Source organism: Micromonospora sp. NPDC007208 (genome assembly GCF_042869175.1).
GTDB lineage: Bacteria > Actinomycetota > Actinomycetes > Mycobacteriales > Micromonosporaceae > Micromonospora > Micromonospora foliorum.
Genome location: NZ_JBIAFG010000009.1, coordinates 222680 through 244851, shown reverse-complemented (window position 1 = coordinate 244851; position 22172 = coordinate 222680). Strand labels below are relative to the sequence as shown.

Annotated in this window: 18 protein-coding genes; 9 read left to right on the top strand and 9 right to left on the bottom strand. The window is 69.5% G+C overall.

The genetic code is table 11. The features are described from left to right. Window positions 1-6: 6 nt before the first annotated feature. A complete protein-coding gene (locus tag ACFYL6_RS20035) occupies window positions 7-510 on the bottom strand; it encodes a LuxR family transcriptional regulator (RefSeq protein ID WP_387173059.1) in 504 nt (167 codons plus the stop codon). 53 nt (window positions 511-563) lie between these two features. Next, window positions 564-3437 (bottom strand): BTAD domain-containing putative transcriptional regulator, encoded by a 2874-nt coding sequence (locus ACFYL6_RS20030; protein WP_387173057.1) that lies wholly within the window; start codon window positions 3435-3437, stop codon window positions 564-566. A gap of 210 nt (window positions 3438-3647) precedes the next feature. Here ACFYL6_RS20030 and ACFYL6_RS20025 point away from each other — a divergent pair, with 210 nt between their 5' ends. Both ACFYL6_RS20025 and ACFYL6_RS20020 read left to right on the top strand, forming a co-directional pair. Further along, window positions 3648-4481 carry an alpha/beta fold hydrolase gene (locus tag ACFYL6_RS20025; protein WP_387173055.1) on the top strand — a complete coding sequence of 278 codons (834 nt, stop codon included), beginning with the start codon at window positions 3648-3650 and terminating at the stop codon, window positions 4479-4481. A gap of 11 nt (window positions 4482-4492) precedes the next feature. Continuing rightward, complete coding sequence (locus ACFYL6_RS20020; RefSeq protein WP_387173053.1) at window positions 4493-5461, top strand: alpha/beta fold hydrolase; 969 nt, start codon at window positions 4493-4495, stop codon at window positions 5459-5461. A 10-nt stretch (window positions 5462-5471) separates the two neighbouring features. Here ACFYL6_RS20020 and ACFYL6_RS20015 read toward each other — a convergent pair whose 3' ends face one another. The 4 genes from ACFYL6_RS20015 to ACFYL6_RS20000 all read right to left on the bottom strand — a co-directional run bounded on the left by ACFYL6_RS20015 (window position 5472) and on the right by ACFYL6_RS20000 (window position 8556). Next, window positions 5472-6338, bottom strand: a complete 867-nt coding sequence (locus ACFYL6_RS20015; RefSeq protein WP_387173051.1) for an alpha/beta fold hydrolase — start codon at window positions 6336-6338, stop codon at window positions 5472-5474. A 354-nt stretch (window positions 6339-6692) separates the two neighbouring features. Beyond that, on the bottom strand, window positions 6693-7085 hold the full coding sequence (locus ACFYL6_RS20010) for a nuclear transport factor 2 family protein (RefSeq protein ID WP_387173049.1): 393 nt from the start codon (window positions 7083-7085) through the stop codon (window positions 6693-6695). A 43-nt stretch (window positions 7086-7128) separates the two neighbouring features. Further along, window positions 7129-8166, bottom strand: coding sequence for a PLP-dependent aminotransferase family protein (locus tag ACFYL6_RS20005; RefSeq protein ID WP_387173048.1), 1038 nt, complete (start codon window positions 8164-8166; stop codon window positions 7129-7131). 99 nt (window positions 8167-8265) lie between these two features. Beyond that, window positions 8266-8556 (bottom strand): GntR family transcriptional regulator, encoded by a 291-nt coding sequence (locus tag ACFYL6_RS20000; RefSeq protein ID WP_387173046.1) that lies wholly within the window; start codon window positions 8554-8556, stop codon window positions 8266-8268. A gap of 46 nt (window positions 8557-8602) precedes the next feature. Between ACFYL6_RS20000 and ACFYL6_RS19995 the strand changes: the two genes are divergently transcribed. After that, window positions 8603-9955 carry an FAD-binding oxidoreductase gene (locus ACFYL6_RS19995; protein ID WP_387173044.1) on the top strand — a complete coding sequence of 451 codons (1353 nt, stop codon included), beginning with the start codon at window positions 8603-8605 and terminating at the stop codon, window positions 9953-9955. Between the two features lie 60 nt (window positions 9956-10015). Here the strand turns inward: ACFYL6_RS19995 and ACFYL6_RS19990 are convergent, their stop codons facing one another. Continuing rightward, window positions 10016-10516, bottom strand: coding sequence for an LURP-one-related/scramblase family protein (locus ACFYL6_RS19990; protein ID WP_387173042.1), 501 nt, complete (start codon window positions 10514-10516; stop codon window positions 10016-10018). Between the two features lie 163 nt (window positions 10517-10679). Between ACFYL6_RS19990 and ACFYL6_RS19985 the strand changes: the two genes are divergently transcribed. After that, window positions 10680-11942, top strand: a complete 1263-nt coding sequence (locus ACFYL6_RS19985; RefSeq protein WP_387173040.1) for a glycoside hydrolase domain-containing protein — start codon at window positions 10680-10682, stop codon at window positions 11940-11942. Between the two features lie 6 nt (window positions 11943-11948). Here ACFYL6_RS19985 and ACFYL6_RS19980 read toward each other — a convergent pair whose 3' ends face one another. Beyond that, window positions 11949-12158, bottom strand: a complete 210-nt coding sequence (locus ACFYL6_RS19980; protein WP_387173038.1) for a hypothetical protein — start codon at window positions 12156-12158, stop codon at window positions 11949-11951. Between ACFYL6_RS19980 and ACFYL6_RS19975 the strand changes: the two genes are divergently transcribed. After that, complete coding sequence (locus ACFYL6_RS19975) at window positions 12139-13182, top strand: NAD(P)-dependent alcohol dehydrogenase (RefSeq protein WP_238660309.1); 1044 nt, start codon at window positions 12139-12141, stop codon at window positions 13180-13182. The two genes, ACFYL6_RS19980 and ACFYL6_RS19975, sit on opposite strands and share 20 nt — an antisense overlap. 395 nt (window positions 13183-13577) lie before the next feature. Next, complete coding sequence (locus tag ACFYL6_RS19970) at window positions 13578-17234, top strand: family 78 glycoside hydrolase catalytic domain (RefSeq protein WP_387173036.1); 3657 nt, start codon at window positions 13578-13580, stop codon at window positions 17232-17234. Between the two features lie 67 nt (window positions 17235-17301). Here the strand turns inward: ACFYL6_RS19970 and ACFYL6_RS19965 are convergent, their stop codons facing one another. After that, a complete protein-coding gene (locus ACFYL6_RS19965) occupies window positions 17302-18333 on the bottom strand; it encodes a LacI family DNA-binding transcriptional regulator (RefSeq protein ID WP_387173034.1) in 1032 nt (343 codons plus the stop codon). 214 nt (window positions 18334-18547) lie between these two features. Between ACFYL6_RS19965 and ACFYL6_RS19960 the strand changes: the two genes are divergently transcribed. The 3 genes from ACFYL6_RS19960 to ACFYL6_RS19950 are packed head-to-tail and all read left to right on the top strand — an operon-like array spanning window position 18548 to window position 22171. Continuing rightward, window positions 18548-20068, top strand: a complete 1521-nt coding sequence (locus ACFYL6_RS19960) for a sugar ABC transporter ATP-binding protein (protein ID WP_387173032.1) — start codon at window positions 18548-18550, stop codon at window positions 20066-20068. Then, a complete protein-coding gene (locus tag ACFYL6_RS19955) occupies window positions 20065-21126 on the top strand; it encodes an ABC transporter permease (protein ID WP_387173030.1) in 1062 nt (353 codons plus the stop codon). Before ACFYL6_RS19960 ends, ACFYL6_RS19955 begins: the two co-directional genes overlap by 4 nt. Next, window positions 21116-22171: an ABC transporter permease gene (locus tag ACFYL6_RS19950; protein ID WP_387173028.1), complete on the top strand. Its 1056-nt coding sequence runs from the start codon at window positions 21116-21118 to the stop codon at window positions 22169-22171. The genes ACFYL6_RS19955 and ACFYL6_RS19950 overlap by 11 nt, the downstream gene beginning before the upstream one ends. Window position 22172: the final 1 nt, after the last annotated feature.

Here is a 22172-nt window from a genome sequence, read left to right as displayed (position 1 = left end):
TAATGACTAAGATGATTTGGGCAAGGCCTCCGGTCGAGGCGCAGCAGGTGCGTCTCCTCTCGCCAGTTCTCGGCGTGAGGTGATGTCGAGCTTGCGGAAGATCTTGCGTAGGTGGTAGTCCACCGTGCTCGGGCTGATGAACAGTTCTGCCGCCACCTCGCGGTTGGACGCGCCGTTCGAGACCCGCTGCGCGATGTCCCGCTCCTGGCTGGTCAGGCAGCAACTCTGGGCGAGGTGGTTGGTCGTGTCGTGGCAGGCCAGCCTGCCGCGTAGTTCGCGGCGGGACGCGACGCCCAGCCTGTGGAACACTCCGCGTAGGTGATGTTTGACGGTGTGGGTGCTGATGACCAGGTTCGTCGCGATCTCGACGTTTGTGGAGCCCGCCGCCACCAGCAGAGCGATCTGTTCCTGTCGTGGGGTCAGTACCGCACGGGAAAGGACTCGGGCAGGCTCGGCTACGACGCAGTGCATGGTGCTCCTCGGGCGAGGGTTCGGGGTCTCGACGACCATCCGATCGCACCGTTGTGCATGACGAGTGCAGGCTGAGTGCTCGCCCTACCCGCTCACGACGCGCCCCTCAACAAGCTGAGTCGGGCCCGGACATACGCGACCATGGTCCGGTATGCCTCGGCCTCCTCAATGCCGGAGAACTCGATGAGTTCCCGGAAGCCGTTGTCGGCGATCAGGTTCTCGAACTGCTGGCACCCCCGTTCCGCGCGCGCCAGGTCGCCTAGATCGAATGCGGCCCGCGCGAGGATCGCCGCGACGGCACACCGGGGACCGTCCGACTCACAGACGCCTTCCGTCAACCCCCACTCCGACACCTTCGCAGCTCGTTCGAGGCGGCCGAGTTTCCAGGACGACTCCGCGACGAGCTGGGCGTAGTAGATCTTCAGGTGATCGAGGTGCTCCGTCACTGCGATGGCCAGCCCTTCGTCAGCCACCCGCGTGCCAGCCTCGAACTGGTCGGACCCCAGGAGCGCTCTCGTGAGTGTCAGCAGCGAAACGGCGAGCAGTTCCTGGTGCCCCGTCTGCCGGGCAAGACCCACCGAGCGTTCGCCGTACGCGTTGGCGGCGTCGTGGTCGCCGCGCGACAACGAGAGCACGGCGAGGTTTCGCAGGACCGCGGCTTGTCCGGCGAGTTCTCTGATGCCTTCGAAGATGCGCAAGGCTCGACGGAGATATTCGTCGGCCTGTGGCAGCGGGGCGGAGACCTCACCGACGGTACGAAGAAGTTCTGCCTCCATCAGCGGCTCGCCGAGCACGCTGACCATGTCGAGAATGGCAAGTACCGTCCGTGTCCGGCCCACGGGTATGGAGTTGCTGCCCGGTGCTGAGGCGGCGAGGACCAGAGCCGCCGCGTCGCGCCCCAGGCCGTGCGCGAGGGCCAGATCGATCGTCGCCCACAACGCGGAGCGTTCTCGTGCATACCAGGCGGCAGCCTGTGGCACGCTGTCGAACGATTCGGGCGTCACATCCGACGGCGGTTCGCGGACAGTGCCGATTGGCTGCCGGTGGTGCCTCGCGTAGGCGGCGCGGGCCGAGTGCAGGTAATGCATGACGAGACGCCGCTCGTACCCCGGTCGTTCCTGATCCTCGTCGAGGAGTTCGCCCGCGTAGGCCCGCAACAGGTCGTGCAGACCGTAAAGCCCTAACTGCGACTCGTCGAGCAGATTCGCGGTCACCAACTCCCTGAGCAGTTCGCGCGCCTGTGCGCGACCGACTCCGGCGACACTGGCCACCGACTCCAGTGAGATCTGAGGGCCCGGATGGACTGCGAGGGCACGAAACACCTGCGCCGTCGACGGATCGAGAGCGCGGTACGACCACGAGAACACCGACCGGACATCGTCGGACGAATCCGCGCTGGACAACGCGTCGAGTCTGGCTGACGGCGCCGAGACGTCGCTGAGGACCGCGCTCAAGGGCAGGGCCGGGTTGAGGGCCACGCGGGCCGCCACGATCGCCAGTGCGAGCGGCAGCCCGGCACAGAGCGCGATGACCTTGTCCAACGCGTCCGGGTTCGTGGTGGCGCGACGGGCGCCGAGGCGGTTGACCAGAAGTTGGCGGGACTCGGCCCCGGTCAGCCGATCGACTTGCAGATAACGTGCGCCCTCCCGGGTGACCAGGCTCGTCATCCGGTTGCGACTCGTCACGATGACCAGACAGCCCCGGGAGGCTGGCAGCAGCGGGCGAACCTGCTCGGAGTCGCGCGCGTTGTCCAGGAGGATCAGGAGCCGACGACCGAAAAGGCGACTGCGGTAACGAGCTGCCTGCGCGTCGACGTTCTCCTGCGGTGACGAGACCGCTGGCTCGCCCAGGGACGCGAGCAACGTGGCGAGCGCCTCCTCCGATGACATGACGCGTCCGTCCGGATCGAGACCCCTCAGGTTCAGGAACAACTGGCCATCGGGAAACTCGCTGGCGATCTGGTGGGCCCAGTGCACGGCGAGCGCGGTCTTGCCGATGCCACCCATGCCACCGAGCACAGTGATCACGATCGTCGCATCGCTGAACGCGTCGGACAGTTGGTCGTCGAGCACGGCGGCCACGTCGTTTCGGCGGACGAAGCCCGCGACCTGCGGCGGCAGCTGTGCCGGCCGGGGAGCCTCCGGCGGGCGCAGTTCCTCCTGCAGGGTCCAGCCGCTGGCCAGCAGTTCCCGATACGCCTCCCGCAGTTCCTGCCCCGGGTCCACCCCCAGTTCCTCGGCGAGACGTTGGCGGGTCCGCTCGAAGACCCGCACCCCTTCCGCCCGGTGACCGGTGGCCACGTACGCGCGCATCAGGCACGCCTGTAGCGCCTCGTCCAGCGGCGCTGCGGCGGCAACGCTCAGCAGTGGGGTCAAGGCGGTGCCGGCCATGCCGTGGGCGATCGCGGCTTCGCTGGCCGCGAGCGCCACCGCCACGCGCTCCCGTTCGATGGCGACGAACTCCGGCGAACTCAACGCGCTGGTTGGCAGGTCGGTGAACGCGGGGCTGCGGCCAAGCTCCAAAGCGGTCAGGTACGCCCGCGCACCGGGCACGACGTCCCCGCCGGCGAGCGCCTCACGGGCCCGTCGGACCAACTCGCGATACATCGCCAGATCGGAGGCCTCGGTCGCGAGGACCAACCGGTAGCCCGTACCGGCTGGTAGGAGGTATCGGCCGGTTTCGCGCACGTCCAGGTCCGGTTCGAGAATCCGCCGGAGGTTCCCGACGTGCCGGTGGATCTGGTTCGCGGCACTGGCCGGCGGTTGTTCGTCCCACAGGCTGTCGATGATGTTCTCGAGGCTGACCGCGTCACCGCCGGCGGCAAGGAGCTTGGCCAGGATGATCCGCTGGCGTACTGGGCCAAGATCGACGTCCGAGCCGTCCCGCCGGCAGCCAAGACCGCCGAAGACCTTGAACTCGCAGTGGGACTGCGGCGCGTCCGGGAGCCTGCGGTCGGGCGTCGTCACGATTGACATCCTAGAGATGGAAGGACAGCGGCTTCGCTTTTCGGCCCAGCCTGCGGCCTACCCCGGGGCCCCCGCATCCCCCATCTCTCGTTGTCCGTCGAGTCGGTCGCGATACGCGGGGACTACGTGATTCGGGTGATTCGAGAAACGCTGCCATATCAGTACCTTCGGCAAGGTTCCCAGCGCGGAACGCAAGCCCAAGGAGTGCGCATGCCCCGTGTCACCGTTGGCTCAGAGGGAGCCGACCCAATCGAGATCTATTACGAGGATCACGGCGCCGGTACGCCGGTGGTGCTCAGTCACGGCTACCCGCTGAGCGGGCAGGCCTGGGAAAAGCAGGTCTCCGCACTACTCGCAGCCGGTTACCGGGTCATCACCTATGACCGGCGGGGTTGGGGCAATTCCAGCCAGCCCGCCGGTGGATACGACTACGACACGTTCGCCAGTGACGTAGACGTGCTGCTCACGGAACTGGACGTACGCGACGCCATCCTCGTGGGTCACTCGATGGGAACCGGCGACGTTGCCCGTTACCTGGGCCGCTACGGCACCGGGCGGGTCGCGAAGGCCGTCCTGATGTCGCCGATCCCGCCGTTCCTTCTGCGGACCGACGACAACCCCGAAGGCGCACCGCAGTCGTTGTTCGATGGGTTCATCCAGGCGGCGCGGGCGGACCGGAACGGGTGGCTCAAGCAGTTCCTGGAGAACTTTTACAACCTCGACGTCTACGGCGGCTCGCTGGTTAGCGACGAGGCCTTCCAGGCCAGTTTGACCGTTGCCGTGGCCGGATCTCCCCTCGCCGCGGTGGCCTGCATCCCGACCTGGCTCACCGATTTCCGTGACGACCTGTCCAAGATTGACGTGCCGGTACTCGTGATTCAGGGCGACCAGGACCGAGTCCTACCCATCGGGGTGACCGGCCAGCGGCTGTCCACCTTCATCGGGGATACGCAGTTGCTCGTCATCGAGGGCGGGCCGCACGCCATTGCCTGGACCCACAGCGATCAGGTCAACGCCGCCCTGCTCGACTTTTTCCAGAAGTGAAAGGAAACACCGTGAAATTGTTCTTGCGGCGCCGCCTCATCTACGTAGGCGTGGCCATCGGCGCCCTCACCCTGACCGGTGCCGGCATCGGCACCGCCCAGGCCTCGACGAGTCACGTCGTGCAGTCCCACAATTCGCGCCCCGCATCGGTCAAACCGACAGTCGTGCTCGTGCACGGCGCGTGGGCGGACGGGTCCAGCTGGGACAAGGTGGCAGCCAAGCTCCAGCACGACGGCTACCGGGTGGTCACGCCGCCGAATCTGCTGTCGGGCGTGAAGAACGACGCCGACAATCTCCGCGCGTACCTGGACACCATCACCGGACCGGTCGTCCTCGTCGGGCACTCGTACGGCGGCATGGTCATCACGAACGCCGCTGTGGGCAACAAGCAGGTCAAGGCCCTGGTGTACGTCGACGCGTACATCCCGGACGAGCACGACACCGTGCTGTCGCTGACCTCGGCCGTGCCAGGCTCGGTCTTCGCGGCCGAAGCGTCCACCGTCTTCGACCAGGTCGCCATCCCCGGCGCCGACCCGGGAATTGTCAACCTCTATGTGAAGCCGTCAATCTTCGGCAAGGCGTTCGCCGACAAGACCATCCCCGCGAAGGACGTGGCGGTACTGGCCGCCCGGCAGCGCCCCCTGGCCTTGAACGCCCTGGTCGAGGAGTCCGGCGAGCCGGCCTGGCGCACCATCCCCTCGTGGTCGGTGATCGGCAAGCAGGACGCCGTCATCCCCGCCGCTGAGCAGGTGGCCATGTCCAAGAGGGCCAACGCACACACCGTCGAGATCAACGCCCCCCACCTGTCCATGGTCACCGACACGGGCGCGGTCACCAATCAGATCGAGGCCGCCGCCACCGCGACCAACTCACCCCCCCCCGGGCGGGGCCCCCCCCCCCCCCCCCCCCACGGCTGGCCCTTGCATGGGGTGGCCGCGTGGGCCGTTCGGCCCACGCGGCCATTGTTGCTGCCCATCTGACGAGGTCCCGTCAGGCGGTCGTCCGGGCCGCCTCCAGGATGACGTCGGTAACTTCACCGGGATGCGAGATCAGGCCCAGGTGACCCGCGTCGATCCGGGTGATGTCGGCCCCCGCCCGCTTCATCATCTCCTCCTGACGAGCCGGCGGGATGACCCGATCCTCGGTACCGATCACCGCCCATACCGGGATCGTCTTCCACGCCGGCTCCGTGGCGGGCTCCCCCAGGGCATTCGTGGCCAGGGCGGTCTGGGTCACGGCGAGCACCTCCGCCTGCCGCCGAGGCAGACCGTTGGCGAAGCCGCTGATGAACACCTTCGGCAGGACGTACGCGTCGACCGCACCTTCCGGGGCACCCGGAAACGGCACGAGCTTGAAAACGCTCGTCGGGTCGGTCAAGGCTGGCTCCAGCACCGAGCCGGAGCCGGCGGTGAGTTCCTCCACTGTCTCCCCCTTGTCGGGGGCGAAGGCGTCGACGAACACGAGTGCCTTGACGTTTTTGTTGCCGGTCGCGGCGTCGCTTACCACGAAGCCGCCGTACGAGTGGGCCGCGAGCACGATGGGACCCTCGATGGTGGACAGGAAGTCCTTCAGGTAGCCGCTGTCGATCGTCGGCCCCCGGCTGGGTTGCGGCGCGACTTGGACATCGAAACCGCGTGCCTGGAGTCTGCGGACCTCCCCACTCCAGCTTGAGCCGTCGGCCCAGGCGCCATGCACCAGGACGATTGTTGGCTTGGTGCGACGCCCCTCGTCTGGGGTTGGTTGCGCACCGCCGTCCGCGGACACGCCTGGGGCGGCTGAGCCGAGCACTGTCACCAGCGTTGCGGCGACGAGCGTTGCGGCGATGGTCTTCGGCCGACGTAGCGAGATACCGAGCATGTCTCTTCCCCCTCGTTGGTCAGTGGTTTCCGAACGCGGGCAGACCCGACGGCGCCTACGCGACCCCGCCGAAGCCGCGACCGGTCGGGAGCACCATCGACCGGCGCGTGCACCGATAGCGGCCGGGCTCCGGTGCCGCGACGACGTGCCTGATCGCCCAAATCACACCGTAACGGCGTTCAGCGGAAGCCTCGGACAGAAGAGGAAAATCACTCAGGTTTCACCTGACTGGAGGACACACCACCAAACCCGCCCGGGGTGGCCAAGGTGCGGCAGATCGTCGAGTCACCCGGCGGACGCACCGTGGTCTTCTCAAGAGCCGGCGCCGGCAGCAATTCGCGCTCTGGCTGCCACCTAACCGGCGGCGGCCTCACGCTGGATCTGCTCGAATTGGGCGGCCATCGCGGCGGCCAGTGCCTGCGCGGCGGACAGCGGACGAACCATGACCGTGAACTCGTCGATAAGGCCGCTCTCATCCAGGTGCAGGAAGTCGCAGCCCTCAATGGCGACGTCGCCCATCCGGGCCTCGAACACCAGCGCGTGATCGCGACCGTTGTCGCCGCTCAGCTCACGGGTGTACCGGAAGTCCTCGAACACCCGCAGGACGCCGCGCAGGATCGCTGCGGTGATTGCCTTGCCCGAATAGGGCTTGAAAGCCACCGGGCTGCGAAACAGCACGGTGTCGGCAAGGGCTGCCTCAAGGGCATCGGGATCCCTTGCTTCAACCGCCGCGCGAAAGTCGATCACCACACCAGCGTACGACCTTTATGTCTCGCGCCGTTGGGGGTGTTCATGTCCGCGGCAGATCTGCACGGACCTCCGCGGCCGCGTCGGCAAGGGCCTGCACTCCGTCGGAAATGGAGCGTTCGGTGAGGGTGGCGTAGCCGAAGATCAGCCCGCCGGGTCCGGCAGGGCTCAGTCGGTACCGGGAGACGCCCTGCACGACCAGTCCATGCCGGGCAGCGGCAGCCACGACCGCGGCCTCGTCGAGGTCGTGCGGGAGCCAGGTTACGACGTGTTGGCCCGCCGCGACACCGACCGGCTCCAGCTCGGGCAGCCGTGCGCGCAGCGCGGCCAGGAGTGCGTCGCGGCGGCGGCGGTAGACCGGGCGCATGCGCCGTAGGTGCCTGTCGAATTCGCCGCGCGTGAGGAAGTCGGCGAAGGTCAGTTGGTCGATGACGGGAGAGCCGCGGTCGGCCCGTACCTTGGCCGCCGTGATGTCGTCGACCAGGTGTGGCGGTGCAAGCAGCCACCCGAGGCGCAGCCCTGGCGCCAGGGTCTTGCTCGCTGTGCCGCAGTAGACGACGGTGTCGGGTGCCAGCCCCTGCATGGCGCCGACGGGCGAGCGGTCGTAGCGGTACTCCGCGTCGTAGTCGTCCTCGATCACCACGGCGCCGCGACGCTGCGCCCAGCCGATGACCCGGGCCCGCGCGGTGGCCGACAGGACGCCGCCGGTGGGCCACTGGTGCGAGGGCGTCAGCACGACGGCGTCCGCGTCGGTCTCTTGGAGCTTGTCGACGAGAATGCCGTTGGGCCCGACCGGAACGCCGATCACGTCCAGGCCGAGGGCTGCCGCGACGAGGCGGGCGTCGTCGTCCGCGGATGGGTCCTCGACGGCCACCCTCCGGGCGCCGCGCGCCGCGAGCACCTGGAGTATCAGCGCGACGCCTTGGCCGTAGCCACTGCAGATCACCACGTTCTCCGGGCGGCCCGATGTGCCGCGGACGCGGCTGAGGTAGTCGATCAGCGCGGCGTGCAGTTCGGGTACGCCCCGTCCGTCGAGGTAGGCGAAGCGTTCGTTCGGCGTGGTGGTGAGGACCGTTCGCACCGAACGCAGCCAGGCGGCCCGGGGGAATGACGACGCGTCGGTGCGGCCGTAGCCGAAGTCGATCCGGGCCGTCGGCGGATCCCCGCCGCGCCGACCCGCCTACGGCGGAACCGGCTCGACCGCGACCCGGGTGTAGCCGCCCGCCCGACTGGTGAGGTAGCCCTCGGCGACGAGTTGCTGGTAGGCCTCGACCACGACGCCGCGGGAGACTCCCAGATCGGCTGCGATGGTGCGGGTGGGTGGCAGGGACGTCCCGAGCCGCAACCGGCCGGCCCGGATGCCGCCCCGGATCGAGGCGGCGATCTGCCGGTGCAGCGGTTCGGCCGCGGACCGGTCGACATGGATGAGCAGGTCTTCCGCGGTGCTCGAATTGGTCCTGATTCGGCCCATGAAATCGGACCTTACCGGGTGTACCGATTTCCGTCAGGCTCAGACTATGACGACAACGACCAGTCCCCGCTTCGACGGCCGCCTCCTCACCCCCGGCAATCCGGGTTACGACGCGGCCCGCACCGTCTGGAACGCCATGATTGACCGGCGCCCGCGGATGATCGTGCAGGCCGCGAGCGTCACCGACGTGGTGGCCGCGGTGCGCCTGGCCCGCGACCTCGACCTGGAGATCGGGGTGCGCTGCGGCGGGCACAACGTGGCCGGCCTCGCCGTCCCCACCGACGGCCTGATGATCGACCTGACCCCGTTGAACGGGGTTCGGGTCGACCCGATTCGACGACGCGCCCGAGTCCAGGGCGGCGCGCTGCTCGGCGCGCTCGACCGGGCGTCGCAGCCATACGGCCTCGTCACGACCGCGGGCAACGTCTCGCACACCGGGGTCGGCGGCCTGACCCTCGGCGGCGGCATGGGTTGGCTCGCCCGCCAATACGGGTTGGCCTGCGACAACGTCGTCTCCTACACGATGGTCACCGCGGACGGGGAGGTGGTGACCGCGAGCCGAACCGAGAACCCGGACCTCTACTGGGGCCTGCGCGGCGGGGGCGGCAACTTCGGCATCGTCACCGACTTCGAGTTCCAACTGCACCACACCGGAACGCAGACCCTGGTCGCCGAGTTCGACTTCCGCGCCGAGGACGCCGTACCGGTGCTCGAAGGCTGGCGTGACCTCAACGCCGTCGCGCCCCGGCAGGCGACCTTCACCGCCGATGTCCACAGCACGGCCAGGGGACCCATCGCCACCGTCGGCTTCGTCTGGGTCGGCGACCCGGCACAGGGACACCGGTTGCTGCCGGCGATGCGCGCGCTCGGGCGCCCGGTCGCCGAGCGGGTCACCACCCCGTCATACCTGGAACTGCAGCAACGCGACGACACCGTCGGCGGCCACGCCTACCGCCGGTACTCCAGTGCGCACTACCTGCGGCAGTTCCCCACCGCCGCGATCGAGGCGTTCCTGCTGCGCGGCGCGTCGGACCTGCACACCGGCGCCCACCTGGCCGGCGTCGGTCTGCAGGCGCACGGCGGTGCCATCGCCGACGTCGCGGACGCCGACGCGGCGTTCAGCCACCGGGGCACCATGTTCGAGTTCGGCGCCGGCTCCCGCTGGACCGAGCCATCCGAGGACGACAGTCGGATGGCGGCGGCTCGCAGTGCCGGAGCCGCGCTCGACCCGTACGCCAACGGCGTCTACGTCAACTCGCTCGCCGCCGACGAGGGGCAACGCGGAATACGCCGTGCGTACCCGGCCGCCAAGCTCGCCCGGCTCACCGCACTCAAGACGATCTGGGACCCGCACAACGTGTTCCACCTCAACCACAACATCCGGCCCGACAGCCGGTAGCGCGGCCGGCTGCTCCTGCGCAGCTTGGTCAGGGCTGTTCGCGGCGCAGGGCCGAGGAGGTCAGTCCTCGTCGTCCTTCTTCTTCTTGTCGCGGTTTATCGCCAGGTCGAGCGCGAGGACGCTGCCGATGATGAGCAGCGGGTCGACGCCGGCAGTGACCTGCACCGCGTAGGTGTCCCGGATCGTCAGCCACCGCTTGGAGACCGCGGCCACCTCGGTGCCGTCGCGTTCGATCACGTACTCGTGGTCGAGCAGGTCACCCTTCATCTCCAGGTCGTCGGGCCCCGGCACGTCGATGGTGAACTTGTCGCGGAACGGCGTGAGGAGATTCTTGCGGACCTCGGCGGCCTTCTCGCCGCCGATCCGGATCTCGTACGTGGGACGCAGCGCCACCAGGTGCCGGTGCAGCGTGGCGACCTCCTGGCCGGAGGCGTCCTCGATGACGACCTTGTTGCGGACGCTGAGCACCTTGCCGTCGACGTGGAAGACCTTGGTGCCGTGCTCGTCGAGCACGTCGAAGTCGTCGCCGATCGAGAAGAACCGCTCCCTGATGACAAACATCGTCCGATTCTCCCCCACCGCGCCCGGAAGTGCCGGCCGGCGAGGCACGGGAGACCCGACAGCACGTCAACGTCGACGGATGGTATTGCGACTCATCGATTCGTGGTAGAAATCTTTCGTGCTGTCCGCTCGTCAGCGAGGTTTCCTTCTTCAGGAGGTGGCGATGATGAGAACCATTGCCGGGTGGTTGGTGGGTCTCACCGTTGCCGCAGGCCTCGTGGCGCCGACCGCCCCGATCGCGGTGGCAGCGACGCTCGCGCAAGCACCGACCGCTGTGACGCTGTCGGCCGCCGGCCCGCAACCCGGCACCTTCACCGGCCGGGGATTCGACACCTGCACCGCCCCGTCACAGGCGGCAATGGACGCGTGGCGAGCCAGCTCGCCCTACGGGGCGATCGGCATCTACATCAGCGGGGGCAGCCGCTCCTGCGCCCAGCCCAATCTCACCGCGACCTGGGTTGCCAACCAGATCAGTAACGGATGGCGGCTTCTCCCCATCGAGCTGGGGTACCAGGCACCGTGCGGTACCCGGGCGCCAAAGATGTCCGCAGATCCCACAACCGCCCGGTCGCAAGGCGTCGCCGCGGCGAACAGCGCCGCGACTGCCGCCCAGGCGCTGGGCATCGGCAGTGCGAGCACCATCTACAACGACATCGAGCAGTACCCGTCGGACACGTCGTGCCGAGCGGCAGTCCTGTCGTTCCTGTCCGGCTGGATCGAGCAACTGCACGTACGCGGGTACCTCGCCGGCATGTACTCCAGCGGCGCCTCCGGCATCAGGGACGTCTGCGACGCGTACGACAACCCGAACTACACGCGACTCGACCAGATCTGGATCGCCTGGTGGAACGGCGTGGCTGACACGGACGCCGGAAGTTACTGCGCCGACGGTCACTATGCGAACCACCAGCGCCTGCACCAGTACGCCGGCAACGTCACCGAGACGTGGGGTGGCGTGACGATGAACATCGACCGCAACTACCTCGACGTGACGGTCACCCAGACCCCGCCGCAGCAGTGGGCCGCGACCATCGACAACAGCACCTCGGGAGGGTTCACGGCGAGCAGCGACTGGGGCACGTCGGCCTACTCAGCCCAACGGTTCGGTACCGACTACCGGTTCGCCAGTCCGGTGGCGTCCAGTGACGTCGCCTGGTACCGGTCGACCATCCCGACGACTGGAAGCTACGAGGTCTCGGTCTGGTACCCCGCCGATGCCGGCTACAACAACCAGACGCCCTATCTCGTGGCGACCACCACCGGAAACAGATCCGTGTCCGTCAACCAGCGGGTCAACGGCGGTCGGTGGGTCTCGATCGGCGTATTCACCCTGGCGGCGGGCACGGGCAACAAGGTCGGTGTGAGCCGCTGGACCAGTGGCACCGGATTCGTCGTTGCCGACGCGGTGCGGATCACCCGGGTCTGAGCTCGCTCACTGGTGGGTGGCCCCAGATCCCGGTTGGCTCGTCACTGGACTGACGCGGCCGTCGGGATGGGCCCCGTAACTCTGCGTCAGGCCGGGCACCGGCCCCGCACGCCGCGCGGAGAGGGCCGCCGCTGGCAGCGCCGCCGCACCTGTGGTGAGGTGCAGGTAGGTCAGCATCACGTCACCGGAGGACACCATCTTCACCGTCAACGCCATCGCCGCGCCTTCTGCCACCGAACCGCTCGTGCGTACCACGATCGAGCGGCGGGACCTGGGCCCGCACGATGTTCTCATCGAAATCCGCTACGCCGGCATCTGCCACTCCGACATCCACACCGTGCGCGGCGACTGGGGCAGCGTTCCCTACCCGCTCACCGTTGGCCACGAGATCGTCGGCCGGATCACCGAGGTCGGCGCCGACGTCACCCGCCACGCCGTCGGCGACCGTGCTGGTGTTGGCTGCATGGTCAACTCGTGTCGCGAGTGCGAGAACTGCCGCACCGGTAACGAGCAGTACTGTCTCAAGGGCAACACCCAGACGTACGCTGGCGTCGACCGGGACGGCACCGTTACCCAGGGCGGGTACTCGACCCACGTCGTCGTGAACGAGGACTTCGTGCTGCGGGTGCCGGAAAGCATCCCGTACGAGGCGGCGGCCCCGATGCTGTGCGCGGGCATCACCACGTACTCCCCGTTGGCGCACTGGAACGCCGGCCCCGGCAAGAAGGTCGCCGTGGTGGGCCTGGGTGGTCTGGGCCACATGGCTGTCAAGATCGCCGCGGCGATGGGCGCCGAGGTGACCGTGCTGTCACAGACGCTGGGCAAGAAGGACGACGGCCTGCGCTTCGGAGCCGAGCACTACTACGCCACCAAGGACCCGGCGACGTTCGAGGCGCTCAAGAACAGCTTCGATCTGATCATCAACACGGTCAGCGCACCGATCGACATGGCCAGCTACCTCGGTCTGCTGCGTCTGGATGGCACGCTTGTCAGCGTGGGTGCCCCGCCGGAGCCGCTGCCGGTGCCCGTCTTCGCGTTGTTCGGCAACCGACGGTCGTTCGCCGGCTCCAGCATCGGCAGCATCGCCGAGACGCAGGAGATGCTGGACTTCTGCGCCGAGCGCGGCATCGCTCCCGAGGTCGAGGTCATCGGCGCCGAGGCGGTCAACGACGCGTACGAGCGGGTGCTCGCCTCAGACGTGCGGTACCGGTTCGTCATCGACATCGACACCCTGCGCTGATCTTCTCTGGTGTGCGCCAGGGTCCGCCGAACGGCGGGCCCTGGCGGGCCGGCATCCCTCGCTCCACTCGAAGTTGTTGAACCCCAGCGGCAACGCCTGCCGCGGCAACGCTTCTCGGCCCCCACCTTCACAGGGATCGCGGCGGCTGCTGCGCGCGACGCCTTCCCGGCCGGTTCCACGCGGTCGATTCCCCTGCACAACCCGACGCGCCGACCCCGTTCCATATTCATCGCCGTGAACGTCTTCACTTGACCAACACAAGCGCGTAGCCTTCCTGAAACAAGTTCTGAAACGATTCATCCAGCCCACCGCCCCCTCCCGGTCTGGGCCGTCCACCGCCTGCGTCCGTGCCGGGAGACCGCCGCCCAGAAGGATGAGGACCTGGAATGATGCGCATGACGCGGCGTCGCGCCGCACCCTCCGCGCTTCTCGTGCTGCTGCTCGGCCTGACGCCGTTGGTGGTGTCCGGCCCGGCCACCGCAGCCCCGGCCGCCGCGACGCTGACCGCGACCGACCTGACCACCGAACGCGCCACCGAGCCGATCGGCCTGGACGTGGCGCAGCCCCGACTCGGCTGGCGGATCGACGCCACCGCCCGGGGCGTGCTCCAGGAGTCGTACCAGGTGCGCGTCGCCACCAGCGCGGAGCGCCTCACCACCCCCGACGTCTGGGACAGCGGTCGGGTCCGGTCGCGGCAGAGCACCCTCGTCCCGTACGCCGGCCCGCAACTGCGACCCCGCACCCGGTACGCCTGGCAGGTCCAGGTCTGGGACACCGCCGGCAACGCCTCCGGCTGGAGCACGCCCGCGTCCTGGGAGACCGGCGTCCGCGGTGGTGCGGGCTGGCAGGCCGACTGGATCGGCATGCCCTCGGCGACCGAGGCTTGGACCGACTACACCGTGCAGACGACGGTACGATTGGAACGCGACGCGGCCGGGATCTACCTCCGTGCCCGGGGTGCGGCGAACGCGTACATGTGGCAGTTCTCCATCACCGGCGGCAGTGCGAAACTGCGCCCGCACGCCCGGGTCAACGGCGCCTGGACGGTGCTCAAGGAGGTGCCGCTCGGCGGAGTCGTCCCGGCCGACAAGCTGACCACGCCGCACACCCTGCGCATCACCGCGGCCGGAAACACCATCACGACCTGGGTTGACGGCACCCAGGTCGACGTCACCACCAGCACCGCGCACCAGGCCGGCTCGGTCGGCCTGCGTACCAACGGGTTGGAGTCCGGCGTCTTCTCCACCTTCTCAGTGACCAGCGGCGGCCAGACGCTCTTCGCGGCCCCACTCACCGACGGGGTGAACCCGTTCGGGGCGGGCACGGCCACCGCCGCCGGCCTGCGGGTCGGCGGCGACACCGAGGCCATGCTCACCGCGCTGGACGCGAACCCGCTGCTGCGCAAGGGCTTCCGCGTCGACGGTACGGTCGCACGGGCCCGGATCTACGCCACCGCGCTCGGGGTCTACCAGCTCTCACTCAACGGTCAGCGGGTCGGCGACCACGAGTTGGCGCCCGGCTGGACCGACTACCACAAGCGGGTGCAGTACCAGACGTACGACGTGACCCGCCAGCTCCAGACGGGCGACAACGCCCTCGGCGCCCTGCTCGGCGACGGGTGGTACGCCGGCAGCATCGCCTGGTTCGGCACCGACAACTACGGCTCCCGGCCGCACCTGAGCGCCCAACTGGTCATCGACTACACCGACGGACGGAGCGCGACGATCGGCACCGACGGCTCGTGGCGCGTCACGGCCGGGCCGTTCCTGCAGAGCGACCTGATCCACGGTGAGACCTACGACGCGCGGCGGCTGCCGGCGGGCTGGGACCGACCCGGGTTCAACGACGCCGGCTGGAAGCCGGCCACCGTCGACGACGTCGACGCCACCGACAAGATCGTCGCCCAGGTCGACCCGCCGGTGCGGGTCACCCAGGAACTGCCGGCCCGGACGCTGACCCAGCCCACCCCCGGCACCTGGATCTTCGACCTCGGCCAGAACATGGTCGGCAAGGTGCGGCTGAAGCTCAACGGCCCGGCCGGCACGACGGTGCGCATCCGGCACGCCGAGGTGCTCAACCCGAACGGCACCGCCTACACCGCCAACCTGCGCACCGCGCGGGCCACCGACCAGTACACGCTGCGGGGTGGCGGAGCCGAGGTCTACCAGCCGACGTTCACCTTCCACGGCTTCCGCTACGTCGAGCTGACCGGATACCCGGGCACCCCTGACCTGTCCTCGGTCACCGGTCTGGTGATGCACACCGACGGCGACCTCACCAGCGAGTTCCAGACCTCCAACGCCATGGTGAACCAATTGCACAGCAACATCACCTGGGGGCAGCGCGGCAACTTCCTCTCCATCCCGACCGACACGCCGGCACGCGACGAGCGGCTGGGCTGGACCGGTGACATCAACGTCTTCGCCAACACCGCGACGTTCAACATGGACAGCCTGACGTTCCTCAGCAAGTGGTTGCAGGACCTGCGCGACGCGCAGTCGGCCAACGGCGCGTACCCCGACGTCGCGCCGCGCGCCTGCTGTGGGGACGGCGCGACCGGCTGGGCCGACGCCGGGATCACCGTGCCGTACGCGCTGTGGCAGCGCTACGGCGACACCCGGGTCATCGAGGAGCACTACGCGTCGATGGTGCGGTACGCGTCCTGGTTGGAGAGCACCAGCTCCGGCAACCTGCGGACCAACGCCGGCCCGTACCTCGACTGGCTCAACCTGGAGGACCCGACGCCGGCCGGGGTGGTCGGCACCGCCTACTACGCGTACAGCATCCGGCTGCTGGGAGAGTTGGCCGCCGCCATCGGGCGCGCCGCCGACGCGACCCGCTACGCGGCGCTGTCCCGGGCCATCACCCAGGCGTTCGTCAACACCTACGTCGCGGCCGACGGCACCGTGCAGGGCGACAGCCAGACCGGGTACGTGCTGGCCATCGGCATGGGTCTGCTGACCGATCCGCTGCGGGCCAGGGCCGCCGACCGGCTGGTCGCCAATGTGCAACGGCACGACTGGCACCTCTCCACCGGCTTCCTCGGCACCCCGGACCTGCTGCCGGCGCTGACCGCCACCGGCCACCTGGATGTCGCCTACCGGCTGCTGCTCAACGACACCTACCCGTCGTGGGGCTACGAGATCGGCAAGGGCGCGACCACGATCTGGGAGCGCTGGGACTCGATCAGGCCCGACGGCAGCTTCGGCGACGTGGGGATGAACTCCTTCAACCACTACGCGTACGGCGCGGTGGGCGACTGGATGTACCGGACGGTTGCCGGCATCCAGCCCGACGCCGCCAACCCCGGGTACGCGCACGTAACGGTCGCCCCCCAGCCGGGCGGCAACCTCACCTCGGCCAAGGCGTCGTACCGCTCGGCGTACGGGACGATCGGCAGTGACTGGGACCTCGACGCACGCGGCGACATGCGGCTGCGTGTCACCCTGCCGCCCAACACCACGGCGACGGTGCGCTTCCCGGCGCCCGGACGTGAGGCGGTCACCGAGGGCGGCCGGCCGGCGGAGCAGGCTGCCGGGGTGCGGTTCGTCCGGATGGACGGCGCGGTGGCCGTCTACGAGATCGGGTCCGGTTCCTACTCCTTCGCGGTCGTCCCACCGACGGGCGCGTACGACCACGTCGACCTCGGCGTCGCGGCGTCCGAGCAGGCGCACCGCCTGACCGCCTCCACCTACTCGAGCACCAGCACGGAGGCTGGGTTGACCCGCCGGTACACGGACGTGACCCGTCCCGGCGGTTGGTTCGAGTTCGACCTCGCGGTCCGAGCGGGCGAACCGTTCGTGCTGCGCTCGGTGGAGACGTACGACGGGCCGCAGCTCAAGGACTACCAGGTGCTCGTGGACGGGGTGGTGGCACACACCCGCTCGTGGCAGCGCACCGCGGGTGGGCCCGGCACGGTCAGCTACGAGTTCGTCGTCGACCTGCCGGATGCGACGCGGGACGGCGTGGTGCGGGTTCGCTACCAGGACACCGGCACCGGCTACGACCCGTCGATCGCCGACGTCTGGGCGATGCCCGTCCCGGCGGCCTGAGCAGGCTGGGCGTCGCGGAGGAGCCGGGCGGGCGACCGCCCGGCTCCTCGACGGTCGATGGGGCTGGTCAGCGCCGGGTACGCCGGGGTTGGTCGCTGGATCGGCGTACGACCAACTCGGGCTGGAACACCACGTGTCGGTGCCGGTGGGTGTCACCCGACTCGGCCTCTTCGAGCAACAGCTCCGCGGCGGCGCGGCCGAGCTGGTCGCGCGGCTGGCGCACGGACGACAGTGGCACGGCCGCGGCGCCGGCGAACTCGATGTCGTCGTAGCCGACGATGGCCACGTCGCTCGGCACCCGCACCCCGCGCGCCGTCAGCTCCTGAAGGACACCGAGGGCGATCAGGTCGTTGGCGCAGAACACGGCGGTCGGGCGCTTGCGGACCGGTAACGCGAGCAGCTCCTCGGCGGCGCGCCGGCCAGCGGCGACGGTCAGGCTGGTGGTCACCGCCACCCGCAGGTCAGCGGTGCTGCCGCGGTCCTGCACAGCCGCGGCGGCCCCGGCGTGCCGGTCGGCGACCTGGGCGATGGTGAGCGGGCCACCGAGGTAGGCGATGCGGTGGTGGCCCTGGTCCAGCAGGTGGTCCATGGCGAGTCGGCCGCCGAGCACGTCGTCGACCGCCACCGAGCAACGGTTCGCCCGGCCCGTGCCCCGGTCCACCAGCACCACCGGGATGCCTCGCTCGATGAGCTTGTCCAGAACGGGCTGCGGGCCGTGGTCGACCGGGGTGATGAGCACACCACGGACCCTTTGTTCCTCCAACAGCTCCAGGTGGCGGCGCTCCCGGGCGCCGTCCTCGCCGCTGTTGCAGACGACGAGCATGGCGCCCGCCGCCTCGATCACCTGCTCGGCCCCTCGGACCACGTCGGTGAAGAACGGGTTGGCCACGTCCAGGACGACGATGGCGACGGTGCGACTGTGCCCGGCGCGCAGTTGGCGGGCGGAGTCGTTGCGGACGTAACCGAGGGTGGTGATGGCGTCGAGCACCCGCTGACGGGTGGCGGGAGCGACCGTGTCGGGTCGGTTGAGCACGTTGCTCACGGTGCCGAGGGATACGCCGGCGTGCCGGGCGACCTCCTTGATGTTCGCCGTTGCCATGGACTCCCCAGATGCTCCGTACCGTGGTCGTGACCCGTGTCGACCGGGTCGCTCGGCAGTGTATAGCGCCTAAAACGTTTCATGCAGCGCACCAACAGCGGCCTGGAGCCCGCGTCAGCAACGACCAAGAAATAGCATCGAAACTCTTGACGCTCGCGAAGGCCTACCCCTACCGTCCATGCAACAACTTATGAAACGATTCAGGAGGGTTCGGATGACCGCCGACGCACCGGGCACGCAGGCTCCGCTGCTGGTCCTCGACGGCGTGACGAAGTCCTTCGGGACCGTCGCCGCGCTGCGCGGGGTGCACCTGGCGCTGCACTCCGGTGAGGCCCACGCTCTGGTCGGCGAGAACGGGGCGGGCAAGTCCACGTTGGTGAAGGTTCTGGCCGGCGCACACGCACCGGACTCCGGCTCGATGACCCTGGACGGGCAACCGCTGCGGCTGCGCGGTCCCGCCGACGCCCGGGCCGCCGGCATCGCTGTCATCTACCAGGAGCCGACACTCTTTCCGGATCTCTCCGTGGCGGAGAACATCTTCATGGGTCGGCAACCGCTGCGCGGTCTGCGCCGCATCGACACCGCCGCGATGAACCGCGACGCCGAGAAGCTGTTCCAGCGGCTGGGTGTGCGCATCGACCCGACCCGACCCGCGCGTGGCCTCTCCATCGCCGACCAGCAGCTCGTCGAGATCGCCAAGGCGATCTCGTTCGACGCCCGCGTCCTGGTCATGGACGAGCCCACCGCCGCGCTCTCCGGAGTGGAGGTCGAACGGCTCTTCGCGGTCGCACGGTCGCTCTGCGAGGGTGGTGCGGCCGTGCTGTTCATCTCGCACCGGTTCAACGAGGTGTTCGACCTGTGCCACCGCGTCACCGTGCTACGCGACGGCGCCTGGATCTCCAGCGACGCCGCCGCCGACCTGACCGTCGACGAGGTGGTGCGGCGCATGGTGGGCCGGGACGTCTCCTCGCTCTACCCGAAGCAGGACGCCGAGCTGCGGGACACCCTGCTCGAGGTCCGTGGACTGACCCGGGCCGGCGTCTTCACCGACGTGTCGTTCTCCGTCCGGGGCGGGGAGATCGTCGCGCTCGCCGGACTGGTCGGCGCCGGACGCAGCGAGGTCGCCCGCGCCATCTTCGGTGTCGACCGCTACGACGCGGGGGCGGTGCTGGTGGCCGGTCGCAACGTCGCGGCGGGAAACCCGGGCCGGGCGATCGCGGCCGGCATGGCGCTGGTCCCCGAGGACCGACGGCAGCAGGGCCTGGTCATGGAGCTGTCGGTAGAGCGCAACGCCACGCTGGCCCGCCGCCGGGCGCTCAGCCGGTTGGGCCTCCTGCTCGGCGGCGCGGAGCGCACCGAGGCCCGCCACTGGACGCGGCGGCTGCAGGTGAAGGCCTCCCGGCTCGGCGCGCCCGTGGCGACCCTCTCCGGCGGCAACCAGCAGAAGGTAGTGCTCGCCAAGTGGCTGGCCACCGAACCACGGGTCCTGATCATCGACGAACCCACCCGTGGCATCGACGTCAGCACCAAGTCCGAGGTGCACCGACTGCTCTCCGAGCTGGCCGGCGAGGGCCTGGCCATCCTCATGATCAGCAGCGAGCTGCCCGAGGTGCTCGGCATGGCCGACCGGGTTCTCGTCATGCACGAGGGGCGACTGGTTCGCGAGCTGCCCCGGGCCGAGGCGGACGAGACCTCCATCATGTTCGCCGCCACCGGTCAAGGAGCGACCGCATGAGCCTCACCGACGCCGACGCGCCCGAACGGGCCACCGGCAACGCCCCGACCGACCCCGATCGACAGCGCCGCAGCCTCACCGAGCGGCTGCTCGCCGTACGCGAGCTGAGCCTGTTGATCGCGCTCGGCCTGCTGGTCCTGGTGACCACCCTGCGCAACGATCGGTTCCTGAGCGGCCAGAGCATCAAGGACCTGCTGCTGGGCTGCGCGATCCTGGTGATCCTGGCGGTCGGGCAGACCCTGGTCATCGTCACCCGCAACGTCGACCTCTCGGTCGGCTCGATCCTGGGTCTGGTCGCCTTCGCCACCGGCTCGCTGTTCCTCTCGGCACCCGGTACGCCGTGGCCGGTGGCGCTCGTCGTGGGTGTCGCACTGGGCGCGCTGTGCGGCGCGGTCAACGGTGGCCTGATCGCGGTGGCCCGGGTACCCGCCCTGGTCATCACCCTCGGCACCCTCTACGCCTTCCGCGGCGTCGACTACTACTGGGCGTCCGGCCGGCAGATCAACGCCGCCGACATGCCCCCGTCGTTCCTGCGGCTGGGCAACCAGACTGTGCTCGGCGTACCCGTGCTGTTCCTCGTCGCGCTGGTCGTCGTCGCCGTCGTCGGCTTCTACCTGCGCTCCTACCGCAGCGGCCGGGAGCTGTACGCGATCGGCTCCGAACCGGCCGCCGCCCGACTCTCCGGCATCCCGGTGGGCCGGCGGGTGTTCGCCGTCTTCGTCGCCAGCGGCGCCCTCGCCGGGCTCGCCGGCGTGCTGTACGCGGCCCGGTTCGGCACCCTCGACGCGGCCGCCGGGACCGGCCTGGAACTCCAGGTCGTCGCCGCCGCCGTGGTCGGCGGGGTGGCGATCTTCGGAGGCAGCGGCAGCGCCTACGGCGCGGCACTCGGCGCCGTGCTGCTGACCACGATCGGCAGTTCACTCGCCGTCCTGCGCATCGACCCGTTCTGGCAGCAGGCCGTGGTCGGCGCACTCATCCTCGCCGCCATCGGGCTGGACCGGCTCCTGGCCCTGCGGGTGGCGGCCCGGCTCCGAGGGAGAAGCGCGCATGGCGCATGACAGCCTGTACGCCGCACCGACCACCGCCGAGGCCGAGCCCGGGGCGGGCCGCCTCGCCAGCCTGCGCGGGCTGTTCGGCTCCTGGGACGCGGTGATCGTCGGCGTCCTCGTGGTGGTGGTGCTGGTCGCCAGCCTGACCGTGGACAATTTCGCCACCGGCCGCAACGCACAGTTCCTGCTGCTCGACCTGATGCCGCTGGCGCTCATCGCGCTGCCGATGACGCTGATCGTGATCACCGGTGAGATCGACCTCTCGGTGGCCAGCATGGTCGGGCTGTGCAGCACGCTGATGGGGCAGCTCTGGCTCTCCAGCGGACTGTCCCTGGAGCTGATCTGCGTCCTCGTGGTGCTGCTGGGCGCCGCGCTCGGCGCGGTGAATGGCCTCTTCGTCACCGGCTTCGGTCTGCCGTCGCTCGCGGTGACCATCGGCACGCTCGCCCTCTACCGGGGGTTGTCCTTCGTGGTGCTCGGCGACCAGGCGGTCGCGGACTTCCCGGCCGACTGGACCGCCGCCGTGGTGCGCACCATCCCGGGCACGTCGGTCCCGGTCGTGGTGGTCCCGCTGCTGCTGCTCGCCGTGGTCTTCGGGGTCGTGCTTCACGCCACCGCCGCCGGTCGCGCGCTCTACGCCATGGGCAACAACGACCAGGCAGCCACGTTCACCGGCGTCTCGGTGGCCCGGACGAAGTTCTGGCTGTTCGTGGTCTCCGGCGCGGTGTGCGGGTTGGTCGGCATCTTCTGGACGCTGCGGTACGCCAGCGCCCGCGGCGACAACGCCACCGGCCTGGAGCTGACCGTGGTGACCGCCGTGCTGCTCGGCGGTGTCTCGATCTTCGGCGGCCGGGGTGCCCTGCTCGGTGTGGTGGCCGGTGTGCTGCTCCTCGGCGTCCTGCGCAACGCGCTGCAACTCGCCGACGTCGACGCCAACGCGCTGACCATCGTCACCGGCAGCCTGCTCATCGCATCCGTCGTGCTGCCCAACGCCGTCGCGGACATCCGCGCCCGGCTGCAGCGTCGACGACAGCGGCACTCCGCCGCTTCGTGAC